Source organism: Chromobacterium sp. FG89 (assembly GCF_057808735.1).
This window is the reverse complement of the sequence record NZ_JBMDIQ010000011.1, coordinates 1-14,459: the sequence shown is the minus strand read 5'-3', so window position 1 is coordinate 14,459 and position 14,459 is coordinate 1. Positions and strand designations below refer to the sequence as shown.

Below are 14,459 nucleotides of genomic sequence, written 5' to 3'. Positions count from 1 at the left end.
AGCCATGAAGCTATTGATAGACGCAAGGCAAGTGAGCAAGACTTTCACCCTGCACCAACAAGGCGGCCTGACGCTGCCGGTGCTCGACGAGGTCTCCCTGCAGGCCGCCGCCGGCGAATGCGTGGCGCTGGCCGGCCCTTCCGGCGCCGGCAAGAGCACGCTGCTCAAGGCGCTGTACGCCAATTACCTGGTGGAGCGCGGCAGCATACGCATCCGCCACCGCGACGCCTGGCTGGACATGGCCGCCGCCTTGCCGCACGAGATCGCAGACGCCCGCCGCCACACCCTGGGCTACGTCAGCCAGTTCCTGCGCGCCATCCCGCGGGTGCCGGCGCTGGACATCGTCGCCGAGCCGCTGCGCGAATGGGGCGTGGACGCCGACGCGGCGCGGCGCGAGGCCGGCGCTTTGCTCGCGCGGCTGAACATACCGGAACGGCTGTGGCGGCTGCCGCCGGCCACTTTTTCCGGCGGCGAACAGCAACGGGTCAATATCGCCCGCGGCATGATCGCGCCGCGGCCCATCCTGCTGCTGGACGAGCCCACCGCCTCGCTGGACGCCGCCAACCGCGCGGTGGTGATTGAACTGATGCGCGAAGCGCTGGCGCGCGGCGCGGCGCTGGTGGGCATCTTCCACGACGAACCCACCCGCGACGCCGTCGCCGACCGCGTGTTTGAAGTCCCGCTGGCAAACAAATCGGAACACCTAGCATGAAACGGATATTGAACAATGCCCGGCTGATCCTGGCCGACGGCGTCGTCGAACGCGGCGCGCTGGAAATAGACAACGGCGTGATCGCCGCCGTCCATGCCCAAGCGCTGAGCGCCCCCCCGCCCCACAGCGAAGATCTGGACGGCGACGACCTGCTGCCCGGCCTGGTGGAAGTGCACACCGACAATCTGGAAAAACACCTGATGCCGCGCAACGGCGTGCTGTGGCCGACGCTGCCGGCCGTGGTCACCCACGACGCGCAATGCGTGGCAGCCGGCATCACCACCGTGCTGGACGCGCTGTCGGTGGGCGATCTGGAAGGCGACAGCGTGCGGCTGGACACCCTGCAAAGCGCCTTCGAGGCGATAGACGCCGGCATGCGCCGCCGCGTCTTCCGCGCCGAGCACCTGTTCCACCTGCGTTGCGAACTGGCCTATCCCACGCTGCTGGACGCGCTGTCCCCCTTGATCGGCCATCCGGCGGTGCGTCTGGTGTCGCTGATGGACCACACCCCCGGCCAGCGCCAATACCGCGACCTGGCGCAGTACAAAAAGTACTACGCCAAGAAAAACGTCAGCTGGAACGACGACACCTTCCTCGCCGCGGTGGAGCAACGCAAGCTCAAGCAAGACCGCTACGCCGAAAGCCACCGCCAGGCGGTGGTGGAACTGGCGCGCGCGCGCGGCATCGCCCTGGCCAGCCACGACGACACCGAGCTCAGCCATATCGACGAGGCGGTGCGCGACGGCGTGGCCATGTCCGAATTCCCCACCACCCTGACCGCCGCGCGCGCCGCGCGCGAACAGGGGCTGATGACGGTGATGGGCGCGCCCAACATCGTCCGCGGCGGCTCCCACTCCGGCAATGTCGCCGCCCTGGAACTGGCCGGCCACGGCCTGCTGGACATCCTGTCCTCGGACTACGTGCCGGCCAGCCTCTTGCACGCCGCCTACCTGCTGGGCCGCCAGCCGGGCTGGAACCCAAGCCGCGCCGTCGCCACCGTCACGCGCAACCCGGCCCGGGCGGTGGGATTGGCGGATCGCGGCGCCATCGCCGTCGGCCAGCGCGCGGACCTGGTCCAGGCGCGCGAGCGGGACGGCATTCCGCTGGTGCGCCAAGTGTGGAGCGCCGGCCTGCGCGTATTCTGATAAACGGCGTCCACGCCAAAAGGGCCGCGTTATCGCAACGCGGCCCCATTTCATTTCAATCCGACAATCCTCATTTCGCCCGCTCCGGCGGGGCGAGGAGAAGCCCGCGCCTGACTTTGCTGCCACAAACCAGGCGCAGGCGCTCACTCGCGCCGCAAGGGCGCATTCAAAGCCTTCTCCTTGCCAATATGCAAGAGCAGCATCAAAACGCCTATGCCCAGCGCCTTCATCCCGCACCAGAACAAAGCGATGCTAAATACGCGACAACATACAAAACCGATCAGCGACACAATTGATTTCCCAATCCAAAAATAAACGCCACTACTGACCAATAATCAAATGGAAAACGCTTCCGACTTCACCGCCCAATAAATATCCAAACGCTCCTTGCGCGTCAGATACACCTTGCCGCCCACGCCGCCGCCTTTCAGGGCGACGCTGCATATTCTCAAAGCGCGATAGAGTCCAGGCACCACCGCGCCCATGGCGGAGGTTTTTCTAATCAGGTTTTCGATATAAACCGTCAAACTCTCCAAATCCTGCCGCCAAATCATCTCCCGCTCTTGGGCCAAGCCTTCCAATACTTTTTCATTTCCCGCCATTAACACGGCCACTGCCTCCAAAAAACATCAGCGGCCAGCTTAACCCTGTTGATACTAAATGTCTTTATCCAAACCAGTACAATTTATTATCAGCCATTAGAAATGATTATCGTTTTGACCGCCGCCTCAGGTCCGATATCGGCCCGAACAGGGCCAACAACGGCCGCAGCAATCATTATCATTCCTTACCACCCCTGGCAAAAAGCTTAATTCTCAAGGCTTGCGCCCCCGCTCATCCAAACTGCATGCTATGATCTCCGCTCTGTTCCGTGGGCGCGAAATACGCTTTCGACTGCCTAAATGTATTGAATAACAACACACATCATTCAGCATGCAATATAAAAACAAAGACCACGCCAACGCCGGCAATCCTCTAATGGAGCAACTCGCCAACAGCGCCAAACTCTCCGCACTGATCCTATGCCTGGATCAGGCGCAATTGCTGAGCGAGCAACTGTTAAACGAACTTAACAGCAGAGATAAAAGAATTAATGCGATAGAGCAGGAGCTGCTGCGAGCGCAACAAGAAATCACACAGCTTAAATCCACGCATTAAGCCAAAAGCGCCGCTGGTTTTAACAAGCGGCCGCAGCCATTTGCCAGAGCCGTCAATTCCACTCAGTCCTCAATAGCAAGCGACAGGCCATCTTATTGGCGGCTCCCTTATCCCGGTTTTTCATGCGCGCTTCGCGCCGGACTCGCCTCGGCGGGCGTTTCGGCTCCGTTCCGGCGCCGGCGCGCTGTAATCGCGTCGCTACAATTCCGTAGTCATCGCCGGCCGCTCCGGCCTTTCGCCAAATCCATGGTTTTCGTTGCGGGCCGGCCACGCCGAATACGCCGGATTCCCCGACGCCGCCATCCCGGCGGCAATGCCCTACAGGCCTGAGTTCCAGCGGACTTCGCCGTCCGCTCGCGCATGCGGTCCGCGCGGCGAACGCGGCCATCCTCTTGAAAAGAAGCGGATTCTGTTGGAAAATATTTGACGTCAAATCAAGAGCGCGCCCGGCGCTCTTGTCATTTCCGCTTACCTTTCGGCTCCCCCGCAACATCACTTGGCAAGGCCAGCTTGGCAGTTGGGTATTGCTACCTATAATCGATTTAGAGCAAATTACCTATGGGGTAATTTAAAATATCGCCGAACCCGTCCTGGCCGTAATATCAAATGCCGCAAGGCGTTTCCAATACCGGCCGCGGCGTGGGAAGAAAGATTATAAAAATGAGATTCCATATTGAAGACAAAGTCGTCTTCGACCCTGACGAGGGCAGCCTGCTGCCCGGGGATCAAGACAAGATCATCCTGAAATACAATGAAGCGCTGCTGCTCAAGCTCTTGCTCTCCGGACTGTTCGAAAAAAACGAGCTGATTGAAAACGTATGGGGGAAAACCATCGTCACCGACTCCAGCTACCACAAGCTGGTATTCGATCTGCGCGCGCAGCTTGAGAAAAGCGGGCTGGATCCCAAGATCATCAAGACCATTCCGAGACGCGGCTGCCAATTCGTCGGCGCCTTCGCCACGCTGGAGCCGCGGGAGGACGCCGACGGCGCCCTGCCCGCGCCGGAAAGCCTCCCGCCCGCGGCCGGAGCCGCACCGGCGCCCAAGCGGCGCATGGCGCGCTGGCGGTTGCCGGCCCGCGTCGATCGTCGCCAGGCGCTGGCCATGCTGGCCATCACCGCCGCGGGCCTGCTCTTGGGCTGGCACGCCTCTTGGTGGATTCCGCAAATGAACATTCATAAAATGCGCGACGGCGCGCGCAGCCTGTTCGTGGTGGGCAATGTCTACCGCGACGCGCCCAAGCTACCGGAAAGCGGCGGCGACGCCTTCTACATCAAGAGCGGCAAATGCACGGCGAGTTATCTGTGCGACAAGAAATACGGGAGCGATCTCAATTGCAAAAACAAAATCGTGTTCTGATCGCTCTCGGACTGTTTCTGATCGCGCTCTATCTGGGCTATGCCGGCCACAACTACATCATGGACAGCCGCACCATCTGCACCGCCCGCATCTCCGAGCTCAAATTCCCGCGCAATAGCGGAGAGACGGCGATCACCAGCGGCTTCATCGATCTGGACATGAAGAACGAGACCATCCACTTCTTCCTGCATTCGCCCACCGGCGACTACATCAACCGCCTGCTGCAGTTCAACACCAGCTACGGCTGGAACGGCGAGGCCAACGCGGTCACCATCGTCAAAAAGACCAAGTCGCCGTCCGAGTACGGCAGCCTGGCCAGCGAATACCATATCTTCGACATCGGCACCCGCCACCTGATCAATATGGTGCCGGTCACCAACCATGTCACCCAGGTCAATTTCGACTCGATCAGCTTCTTCTGCGAAAACCAGGAAATCCTGTAAGCCGCCCCCGGCCCGGCGCGTCCACGCCGCCGGGCCTTGAGCCGGGTTCTCAGAACCTGTTCACGATCTCCGAGCCTGTTCAAAGTCTCGCGAGCAAGAGCGAGACAAGGCGAAAACGAGCGAAAAAGCGGAATGTACACGTGGTACATGAGCATTTTGAGCTTGTTTTGAACGCCGTATCGCTGAAGCGCAGCAGACATTGAACAGGTTCTCAGAAATACGCCATCGCGTAAGTCATCGCCCCCACCAGACTGCAAAAGATCAGGCTGTGCTTGAGGGTGAAACGGAACAGGTCCGCCTCCTTGCCCACCAGGCCCACCGCCGCGCAGGCCACGGCGATGGACTGCGGCGAAATCATCTTGCCGGTCACGCCGCCGGTGGTGTTGGCCGCCACCAGCAAGATATCCGACACGCCCAGTTGATGCGCGGTGGACGCCTGCAAGGCCGAGAACAAGGCATTGGACGAGGTGTCGGAACCGGTCAGGAACACCCCCAGCCAGCCCAGGAAGGGCGAGAAAAAGGGAAAGGCCTTGCCGGTATTGGCCAGGCACAAGGCCAGCGTGCTGGACATGCCGGAATAATTGGCGACGAAGGCGAAGGCCAGCACCATGCCGATGGACAGGATGGGCCGCTTCAGTTCCAGCAGGGTTTCGCCGAAGGCGGCGGCGGCCTGCGCCGGACGGAAGCGCAGCAGCGCGATGGACAGCAAGGCCGCGACAAAAATGGCGGTGCCCACGGCGGACAGCAAGTCCAGCTTGTACAGCGCCTCGTAAGGCTTGTCCGCGGCCACGATGGGCGCGGTCTTGATCACCAGATTGTCCAGATACGGCACATGGAACTTCAGCACCCAGTGCTCCAGCGCGCCGCCCTTGGCGAACAAGGCCTTGAACGGTTTCAGGCTCCACAGCGTCACCAGCGCGGTCAGGATCAGGAACGGCCCCCAGGCGCGGGCGATCCGGCCCAGGCCGAAGCCGGATGGCTGGCGCGGGCTGGGCGCGCGGCGGCCGGCGAAAGTGAAGATCTCGCGCGGCTGCCACACTTTCAGGAACAGCGTCAGACACACCAGGCTGACCAGGGCCGAAGTGATGTCCGGCAGTTCCGGCCCGATGTAGTTGGAAGTGAAATACTGGGTAACGGCGAAGGAGCCGCCGGCCACCAGCACCGCCGGCCAGGTTTGGCGCACGCCTTTGAGGCCGTCCATCATCATCACCAGCCAGAACGGCACCAGCACCGACAGAAACGGCAGTTGATGTCCGGCCTTGGCGCCGATGGCGAAAGGGTCCAGCCCGGTGACCTGACCGGCGACGATGATGGGAATGCCCATGGCGCCGAAAGCCACCGGCGCGGTATTGGCGATCAGGCACAGGCCGGCCGCGTACAGCGGATTGAAGCCCAGGCCCACCAGCAGCGCGGCGGTGATGGCCACCGGCGCGCCGAAGCCGGCGGCCCCCTCCAGGAAGGCGCCGAAGGAAAAGCCGACCAGCAGCATCTGCAGGCGCTGATCCTCGGTCACCGACAACACCGAGGCGCGGATGATGTCGAACTGTCCGGTCTTGACGGTGATCTTGTACAGAAACACCGCGGCGATGATGATCCAGGCGATGGGCCACAGGCCGTAGGCGAAGCCGAAACCGGCGGCGGCCAGCGCCATGTCCGCCGGCATGCCGTAGAACAGCGTGGCCACCAGCAAGGCCAGCAGCACGGTCAGGCTGCCGGCGACATGGCCCTTGAGCCGGAACACCGCCAGCGCCAGGAAAAAGAAAATAATCGGCAAGGCCGCCATCAGCGCCGACAGCGCCATGCCGCCGGACGGAAAGTAGTTTTGGGTCCAGATCATGATGTCTCCTCTGTAGTCTCTCCTTCTTCTTGCGCGCACAAACATCCGCGCGGCGGCGGACCAGCCGCGGCCGTGTGGACGGAATGCGTTCAGGGAAGGATGTTTACCGGCGTTTCAACTCGGCGCCGGCCGCCCGGGCGGCGGCGCCATCAATACGGCCTTCATAGCGGGCCGCTTCCAGGGGTGGTGCAAAAATCCAGCAGCGCCTCGATGCTGCGGTATTCAAAGCCGGCGTGCTCGCTCAGGCCGATCTGACAAGTGCGGCTCATCGACACGCCGTGGCGGCAGCCCTGGGGCAAGGCCGGCGGCAGCCGTCGCAAGCTGTGCGCGTTCAGTTCCGGCACGGTGAAGCCCTTGTCGCCGGCGAAGCCGCAGCAGGCGATGTCCGGCACCGTCAGCCGCTCGGCGCAGCGGCCGGCCAGCCGCTTGAGCGCGTCCGCCGCGCCCATCTCGGCGGCGCTGCAGGGGATGTGCAGCGCCAGTTGCTCCAGCTTGCGCGTCACCGCCAGCCGCGGCGCGACGAAGGCGTCCAGAAAGCGGGCCGCGTCGAACAGACGCAAGCGCGCGTCCAGCCGGCCTTGGCGCTGGGCGGACAGGATGCGCGCCGCGCACGGCCCGTTGTCCAGGTAAACCGGATGGCGGCCGTCTTCGCTGGCGGCCAGCAAGGCCCGGTTCAGCGCGTTCTGACTGATGTCCAGCGCCTCCGCCGCATTGGCCGAGGCGAAGGGCTGGCCGCAGCACAGGCCATCCTGGCCAGCCGGATAGCGAGGGCTGAAACCGGCGCGGCGCAGCAAGGCCAGCGTGGGCGCGGCGGCGTTGCCGCCGTCGGCGTCCGCGGCCAGCGCGCGGTTGACGCAGCTGAGGAAGAGCACCACCGGCTCGCCGTCGCCGCCGGCGGCGGGCAGACAGCCGGCCGGCCGCGGCAGCTGCGCGGGCAGCAAGGGAATCACCTTGTGGCGGCGGCGCAGCCGCAGGCTGATGCGGTGCAGCCGCTCCGGCCCGAATAGATGCGCCAGCGCCAGGCCGGCGCGGACGGCGGACGCGGCGGCGCCGATGTGGCGGGCGGCGAAGCGCGCGGCGCGGGGCCGCGGCGACGGGCCTTGCAAGCGCTTCATCAATTCGCCGGTATTGATGCCCACCGGACAGCGCGTCGCGCACATGCCGGTGGCGGCGCAGGTATCGATGGCGCGGTAGCGGAAATCGGCGCGCAGCGCGGCCAGCTCTTCCGCAGCGCCGCCGTCGCGGCTCAGTTGCTGGATGCGGCGCCAGGCGACGATGCGCTGGCGCGGGCTCAGCGTCAGCCCGTGCGACGGACAGGCCGCCTCGCAAAAGCCGCATTCGATGCAGCGGTCGACGAGGGGATCGGCCGCCGGCAAGGGCTTGAGGTTTTCCAGGTGCAACCGCTCGTTGTCGGTGATGATCACGCCGGGATTGAGCAGGCCGTCCGGGTCGAACAAGGCCTTGATGCGGCGCATGATGTTCCAGGCGGCGTCGCCCCACTCCTGGCGCACAAAGGGCGCGACATTGCGGCCGGTGCCGTGCTCGGCCTTCAGCGAGCCGTCGTATTCGCCAGCCACCAGCGCGCTGACGTCTTGCATGAAGGCGTCGTAACGCGCCACCTCCCGCTCGCTGTCGAAACTGGGCGCGAACACGAAATGCAGATTGCCGTCCAGCGCATGGCCGAACAACAAGGCCTCGTCATAGCCGTGGCGGTCGAACAAGGCTGTCAGCCTGGCCACGCCGTCGGCCAGCTGCGGAATTGGGAAAGCCACGTCCTCGATCACCACGGTGCTGCCCAGCGGCCGCACCGCGCCCACCGCCGGAAACAAGCCCTTGCGCAAGGCCCAATAGCTGTCGCAGACCGCGGCCTCGCGGCTGAAGCCGCTGGACAGGCGCGGCGCGAAACCCGCCAGCAGTTGGTCTATCGCCGCGCAATGGCGCTCCAGCTCCGCCTCGGAACCGGCGCGCGCCTCTATCAGCAAACAGGCCTCCTCCGGACCGAACGGCCGCGCCAGGAAATCCGGCAGCCCCGGCTTGCCGTGCAAGGCGCGCAGGCTGCGGCTGTCTATCAGCTCCACCGCCGCCACGCCGTGGGCGTTTGCGGCCGCGCTCAGCGCCGACACCGCGCGGCAGCACGGCTCCAGCGCGTCGAACAGCAGCAAGGCCGAAGCCTTGTGCGGATGCTCGACCACGCTGTGGAAGGTGATTTCGCTGATGAAGCCCAGCGTGCCCTCGGAACCGATCAACACATGGCTGAGCATGTCCACCGGGTCGTCAAAATCCAGCAAGGCGTTGATGCCGTAGCCCGTGGTGTTCTTCAGCCGGTATTTGCGGCGCACCCGCTCGGCCAGCGCCGCGTCGGCGCGCAGTTCGGCCGCCAGGCCGGACAAGCCGGCCAGCAGCGCGGCGTGGGACTGGCGGAAAGCCGCCACGCTGGCGGCGTCGCCGGTGTCCAGCACAGCGCCGTCCAGCAGCAGCAGGCGCATCGCCGCCAGCGTGTGATAGCTGTTGTCGCGGGTGCCGCAGCACATGCCGCTGGAGTTGTTGGCGGCGATGCCGCCGATCTTGGCGCTATTGATCGACGCCGGGTCCGGGCCGATCTTGCGGCCGTAAGGCGCCAGCAGGGCGTTAGCGTGGCTGCCTATCATCGCCGGCCCCAGCCGGACGCGCGCGCCGTCGTCCAAGATCTGGCCATGGTTGAAGCCATCGCCCAGCAAGACCAGCACCGAATCGCTGACCGCCTGGCCGGACAAGCTGGTGCCGGCGGCGCGGAAGGTCAGCGCCACTCGGTGGCGGCGCGCCAGCGCCAGGATGGCCGCCACTTCCGCCTCGCAGTCGACGCGGGCGACGATTTGCGGCCGCAGCCGGTAGAAGCTGGCGTCGGTGCCGTAAGCCAATGTGGACAGCGGGTCGGTGTAGATGCGCGCCGCCGGCATCGCCGCCAGCAAATCCTGATGGAAAGCCTGATGCGCCGGGCTCATGCTCATGGCCGCTCCCCGGCGGCGCGGCGCGCTTCGCGTTCGCGCACCAGCTCGTGCAGGGTCTTGGGCGCCGGCGTCAGCGGCGCGTGGTTCTGGGTCCAGCCCAACTGGCCGCCAAGCGCGAGCTTGCGCAGCCGGGTGGCGCCCCAGCCGAACCAGCGGTACAGCCGCGGCGAGGCGTGGACCTGGCGCCAGCCCTTCCAGGCCAGCCGCTCCGCCGCGCTGGCCGCCGCGCCCTGGCCGCGCAGCGGATGGCTGACCGCCTCCCCGGCCGGACGTTGGCTTTCCTCGCGCAGCCGCATCAACATCTCGGGGATGGGGATCTTCACCGGGCAGACCTCGCCGCAAGCGCCGCACAGGCTGGAGGCGGTGGGCAGATCGCGGGTGTTTTCCAGGCCCAGCAGATGCGGCGAAATGATCTCGCCGATCGGCCCCGGATAGGTGGTGCCGTAAGCGTGGCCGCCGATGCGGGCGTAGACCGGGCAATGATTCATGCAGGCGCCGCAGCGTATGCATTGCAGCGTCTTGCGCAATTGCGCGTCGGCGTAGGCCTGGCTGCGGCCGTTGTCCAGCAGCACCAGATGCACTTCACGCGGACCGTCTTTTTCGCCGGCGCGGCGCGGGCCGCTGATCATATTGAAATAAGTGGTGATGGGCTGGCCGATGGCAGAGCGGGTCAGCAGGCTGTACAAGGGCGGCACGTCGGCCAGCTTCTCCACCACTTTCTCGATGCCGGTGATGGCGATGTGCAGGTCCGGCACCGTGGTGCACATGCGGCCGTTGCCCTCGTTCTCCACCAGGCACAGCGTGCCGGTTTCCGCCACCGCGAAGTTGACGCCGGACAGGCCGACGTCGGCGTCCAGATAGAGCCGGCGCAGCGCGCCGCGGCCTATCTGTATCAACTCGTCCACGTCCTCGGTGTAGGGCGTGCCCGGCAGCTTGTCGTGGAATAGCCGCGCGATGTCGGCCTTGGTCTTGTGTATCGCCGGCATGATGATGTGGGTGGGCTTTTCGCCGGCCAGCTGCACGATGTACTCGCCCATATCGCTTTCCACCGCGGCGACGCCGCGCGCTTCCAGATAATGGTTGAGTTCGATTTCCTCGCTGACCATGGACTTGCCCTTGACCATCAGCCGGCCGGCGCGCGCCGCCACCAGACCGTGGATGATGCGATTGGCCTCGTCCGCGGTCTCGGCCCAATGCACTTGCACGCCGTTTGCGCTCAGCCGCGCCTCCAACTGCTCCAGCAAGTCCGGCAGCCGCGACAGGCAACGCTGGCGAATGGCCTCGCCCAGCGCGCGCAAGGCGTCCAGCTCCGCCGGATCGTCGAAAGCCGACAAGCGCTTGGCCATCAGGAAATCCATCGCCCCGCGCAGGCTGTGGCGCAGTTCGCCGTCGGCCAATGCCGCGCGCGCCTGCTGCTTGAATTGGCGCGAGGGATAAAGCTCGATCTTGTGCTCGCTCATGGTCGGGCCTCCTCCGCCTGCTCCAGCTGCGCCGGATCGATGTGCTCGGGCAGCTGCGCCAGCACCAGCAGTTCACGCGGACCGTGCGCGCCGTAGGCCAGCGTCAGCTGGATGTCGGCGGTCTTGGACGGGCCGGAAATCAGCAAGGCGTTGGTAGGCATGCCGTCCTGCCAGTTTTCGCAACGCATCGCGCTGTAGAAGTCCGGATAGAGCGTGGCGGTGTCGAACAGGACGATGTGCAGCGGCGGCACCAGGCTCATGGTGCGCGGCTCCTGCGCGTCCGGCCACAGCACCAGGGTGCCGGTGGCGGCGATGCCGCAGCGCGCCGCGGTGAACGCGGCCTCGATCTCGAACAGCTCGGCCTTCCAGTCGTCGACGGCGCGGTCGAAGAAACGCAGCGCCGGCGGCGTCGGCAAGCCTTGCAGCACCGCCTCGGCGCGGCGGCCGTGCGCGGTGTCGGACAGCAGCAAGGAGGCCGGCCGCCGCTGCGCGATCCACACCGCCAGCCGCGTGTGCCAGTCGTCGGCGCGCACCCATAGCACCTCGGTCTTCACCGCCCGCATCGCCCGCGCCCAGCCGCGCAAGGCGTCCAGGCTGTGCTGCGGCGGCGCGAAGCGCCGGAAATGCGCGTCCAGCTCCGGCCGCGGCAGCTCCTCGCGCGGCGCGGCGCGCAGCTTGGCCAGAATGGCGTCGCGGGCGCTCATGCCTTGCCTCCCACGCGCTCCAGCAGAAAGCTGGCCAGATGCCGGCCCCGAAACGCCCCGCCCTCCTTGGCCAGCTTGCCGTTGATATTGAGCAGACAGCCGCCGTCCGCGGTGATGAACTCCACCGCGCCGCTGTCCCGCAGCGCGGCGGCCTTGTCCGTCACCATCGCCCCGGCGATGTCAGGATGCTTGATCGAAAAAGTGCCGCCGAAACCGCAGCACTCGGATTCATGGTCGTGCACCACCCGTTCCACATTGGCCAGCCGCTCCAGCAAGGCCCAAGAGGACAGATGCACATTCATTTCACGGCGGGCGGAACAGGAGGTGTGCACCGCCACCTTCACCTTGGGGCCCTGATCTTGCGGCCGCCAGTCCAGATGGTTGAGCAGAAAATCGCTGAACTCCACCACCCGAGCGGCCGCCGCGCAGGCGCGCGCCTCGTCCGGCTGGCCGGCGAACAGCTTGGGCCAGTGGTGCTTGATCATGCCGCCGCAGGAGCCGGACGGCACCACGATGGGCCAGTCCTCGGCAAAACAGTCCAGCTGCGCCCGCGCCACCGCCAGCGCTTCCGCCGGATGGCCGCTGGTATAGGCCGGCTGGCCGCAGCAGCTCTGTTGCTGCGGAAAGTGCACTCGCAAGCCCAGGCCTTCCAGCAAGGCGATGGCGTCCACGCCGGCCTGCGGCAAAAACAGGTCGAGCAGACAGGTGCCGAACAGATACACGTTGGCAGGCTTCATCCGGTTTCCTTTGTAAATTGGTAAGACCAATTATTTTTATTAAAACAACTCTAGAGTGATTGCTTGAGTCCGTCAATATGACGACGCGGATTCCCGCACCGGCTGTGGTAAGCTGCACTCACTCTGGTCTGACCAATTTTTCCGAACCGACAAGCCCGGCGCCATGGCCTATCCCAAACTGAACATCCCCAAACTCTCCGACGTCATCGTCGAACAACTGGAAAAGCGCATTCTGGACGGCGTGCTCAAACCGGGGGATCGCCTGCCTCCGGAACGGCAGTTGGCCGAGGAGTTCGGCGTGTCCCGGCCCTCGCTGCGCGAGGCGATCCAGCAACTGGCGTCGCGCGGCCTGCTCAGCAGCCGCCAGGGCGGCGGCACCTGGGTGACGGACCGGCTGGAGACCGCGTTTTCCGACCCCTGGGAAAAGCTGCTGAACCAGCATCAGGACTTGCACGGAGACTTATTGGAATTCAGACGGGTTCTGGAAGGCGCGGCGGCGCGCAGCGCGGCCAACCGCGCCACGCCGGCCGACCTACAGCGTCTGGAACATTGCGTGAATCAATTGCAGAACGCCTACGACGGCGGAGATCTGGCCCAACAGGCGCAGGCCGACGTGCGCTTTCACCAGGCGGTGGCCGAGGCCTCGCACAATGTCTTGTTCGCCCATCTGAGCGGCAGCCTGCTGGCCATGCTGCATCGGCACGTCAAGGACAATATCGCCGATTTGTTCGCGGTGGGAGAAGTGGCGGACGCGCTGCGCGCGCAGCATCTGGCCATCTGGGAAGCTATCCGCGACAAACAGCCGGACGCCGCGCAGCAAGCGGTGGAACAACATCTGGACTTTGTCGCCACCACGCTGCAAAGCAGGCAGCGGCAAGCGGAGCGCGATGCGCGAGCGCGCATGCGCCTGGAACATCAGGACCCTTGAAACGCGCCTGAGCCGGCCGCCGCGGCGCCAGCATCCATCCAAGCTCTCGCGGGCCAGCGCGAGACAAAATGAAAACAGCGGAAGAAGCGGAACGCGCTCGCGGCGCACGAGCATTTCGAAGCGGTGCTCGCCATGCCAGGCTTCACAAGGCGCGGCAGATGGTGAATGCTTCTAGACCTGCCCCAATCTTTTCTGACTCTTGATCACAAAGCGCTCGCGGTCCTCTCCCCTGGCCTCCGCCTCCACCAGCCACACCGGCGGCCTGCCGCGGCCGGACCAGGTCTGGTGAGGCATCGCCGGGTTCTGATATTTGGGCGTCACGCCGTTTTTGGCGTAGAGCTTGGGCAGAATCAGGCCGTAAGCCATGGCCAGCCGCTCAATTTCTTCTATCCCTTTCTGCTGACGCAACTGAACGCGGTCCGTCAGGGTGTTCAGCAGGAAAACCGCGGCTTCTTTCAAAGCCTGGTCCGAGGAGGAGTCCAGCAAGTCCTCGTTGATCAACTGTTTTTTATTCATGCACGCCTCCTAAGCTTTGCCGGACTGTCGCGTCCCTATCCCACCCCGGCCAATCCGCGCCCGGCATTCTCATGTCTATGCCATCCATCGTTAGCCGCCGATTTGAGCCAGGCTTTAACCTTGTCCGGCATTAACTCTTTGCGCTAATGCCGGACGTGAATTGTTTTTCCGCGGATATTCTATCCCCGCCACCCCAATGGCTTGGAATAGGAATAAACTGATTTTTCCCAGAAAATCACGGCTTTGCGTCCAGCGGCGTCAAAAGCCGCCGCCGCCGCCCCTTAAACCCTCTTTCTCACCCTGCGCCCGCCAAGGGAAATATTTTGAGAAAAGCCTTGCGCAGCCTGAAAAGCCTAGGTATAGTTCGCTTCCTGTCGAGACCGACCGGGCGAAAGCCGGGAAGGACGAAACACTCCGTGGGGGTATAGCTCAGCTGGGAGAGCGCTTGCATGGCATGCAAGAGGTCAGCGGTT

The 14,459-nt window shown here is 64.7% G+C and carries 14 protein-coding genes; 6 read left to right on the top strand and 8 right to left on the bottom strand.

Annotation, left to right across the window (positions count from 1 at the left end):
* Positions 1-4 precede the first annotated feature (4 nt).
* Both phnL and ACODRW_RS12380 read left to right on the top strand, forming a co-directional pair.
* Positions 5-712 carry a phosphonate C-P lyase system protein PhnL gene (phnL, locus tag ACODRW_RS12385; protein WP_227104137.1) on the top strand — a complete coding sequence of 236 codons (708 nt, stop codon included), beginning with the start codon at positions 5-7 and terminating at the stop codon, positions 710-712.
* Positions 709-1,857 (top strand): alpha-D-ribose 1-methylphosphonate 5-triphosphate diphosphatase, encoded by a 1,149-nt coding sequence (locus ACODRW_RS12380; RefSeq protein WP_486635526.1) that lies wholly within the window; start codon positions 709-711, stop codon positions 1,855-1,857. The genes phnL and ACODRW_RS12380 overlap by 4 nt, the downstream gene beginning before the upstream one ends.
* Positions 1,858-2,000: 143 nt before the next feature.
* On the opposite strand, the gene ACODRW_RS12375 is transcribed toward ACODRW_RS12380, so the two are convergent.
* Both ACODRW_RS12375 and ACODRW_RS12370 read right to left on the bottom strand, forming a co-directional pair.
* On the bottom strand, positions 2,001-2,147 hold the full coding sequence (locus tag ACODRW_RS12375) for a hypothetical protein (RefSeq protein ID WP_157222177.1): 147 nt from the start codon (positions 2,145-2,147) through the stop codon (positions 2,001-2,003).
* Positions 2,148-2,192: 45 nt separating this feature from the next.
* Entirely contained in the window at positions 2,193-2,459 is a 267-nt protein-coding gene (locus ACODRW_RS12370) for a hypothetical protein (protein WP_146176662.1), read from the bottom strand.
* A 331-nt stretch (positions 2,460-2,790) separates the two neighbouring features.
* On the opposite strand from ACODRW_RS12370, the gene ACODRW_RS12365 reads away from it, so the two are divergent.
* The 3 genes from ACODRW_RS12365 to ACODRW_RS12355 all read left to right on the top strand — a co-directional run bounded on the left by ACODRW_RS12365 (position 2,791) and on the right by ACODRW_RS12355 (position 4,817).
* A complete protein-coding gene (locus ACODRW_RS12365) occupies positions 2,791-3,015 on the top strand; it encodes a hypothetical protein (RefSeq protein WP_107799831.1) in 225 nt (74 codons plus the stop codon).
* Positions 3,016-3,675: 660 nt separating this feature from the next.
* Positions 3,676-4,374, top strand: a complete 699-nt coding sequence (locus ACODRW_RS12360; RefSeq protein ID WP_488905853.1) for a winged helix-turn-helix domain-containing protein — start codon at positions 3,676-3,678, stop codon at positions 4,372-4,374.
* Positions 4,350-4,817, top strand: coding sequence for a hypothetical protein (locus ACODRW_RS12355; RefSeq protein WP_107799833.1), 468 nt, complete (start codon positions 4,350-4,352; stop codon positions 4,815-4,817). Before ACODRW_RS12360 ends, ACODRW_RS12355 begins: the two co-directional genes overlap by 25 nt.
* Before the next feature lie 211 nt (positions 4,818-5,028).
* On the opposite strand, the gene ACODRW_RS12350 is transcribed toward ACODRW_RS12355, so the two are convergent.
* The 5 genes from ACODRW_RS12350 to ACODRW_RS12330 form a co-directional block, all read right to left on the bottom strand.
* Positions 5,029-6,657 (bottom strand): lactate permease LctP family transporter, encoded by a 1,629-nt coding sequence (locus ACODRW_RS12350; protein WP_488905917.1) that lies wholly within the window; start codon positions 6,655-6,657, stop codon positions 5,029-5,031.
* Positions 6,658-6,815: 158 nt separating this feature from the next.
* Positions 6,816-9,641: an FAD-binding and (Fe-S)-binding domain-containing protein gene (locus tag ACODRW_RS12345; RefSeq protein ID WP_488905852.1), complete on the bottom strand. Its 2,826-nt coding sequence runs from the start codon at positions 9,639-9,641 to the stop codon at positions 6,816-6,818.
* The gene (locus tag ACODRW_RS12340; protein ID WP_107799835.1) at positions 9,638-11,101 is read right to left on the bottom strand and encodes a LutB/LldF family L-lactate oxidation iron-sulfur protein; all 1,464 of its coding nucleotides are present in this window, start codon (positions 11,099-11,101) and stop codon (positions 9,638-9,640) included. Before ACODRW_RS12340 ends, ACODRW_RS12345 begins: the two co-directional genes overlap by 4 nt.
* Positions 11,098-11,805: a LutC/YkgG family protein gene (locus tag ACODRW_RS12335; RefSeq protein ID WP_107799836.1), complete on the bottom strand. Its 708-nt coding sequence runs from the start codon at positions 11,803-11,805 to the stop codon at positions 11,098-11,100. Before ACODRW_RS12335 ends, ACODRW_RS12340 begins: the two co-directional genes overlap by 4 nt.
* Positions 11,802-12,542: a (Fe-S)-binding protein gene (locus tag ACODRW_RS12330; RefSeq protein WP_107799837.1), complete on the bottom strand. Its 741-nt coding sequence runs from the start codon at positions 12,540-12,542 to the stop codon at positions 11,802-11,804. The genes ACODRW_RS12335 and ACODRW_RS12330 overlap by 4 nt, the downstream gene beginning before the upstream one ends.
* Positions 12,543-12,705: 163 nt before the next feature.
* Here ACODRW_RS12330 and ACODRW_RS12325 point away from each other — a divergent pair, with 163 nt between their 5' ends.
* A complete protein-coding gene (locus ACODRW_RS12325) occupies positions 12,706-13,470 on the top strand; it encodes an FCD domain-containing protein (RefSeq protein WP_235087612.1) in 765 nt (254 codons plus the stop codon).
* Positions 13,471-13,641: 171 nt separating this feature from the next.
* Here the strand turns inward: ACODRW_RS12325 and ACODRW_RS12320 are convergent, their stop codons facing one another.
* The gene (locus ACODRW_RS12320) at positions 13,642-13,986 is read right to left on the bottom strand and encodes an H-NS histone family protein (RefSeq protein ID WP_107799839.1); all 345 of its coding nucleotides are present in this window, start codon (positions 13,984-13,986) and stop codon (positions 13,642-13,644) included.
* Positions 13,987-14,459: the final 473 nt, after the last annotated feature.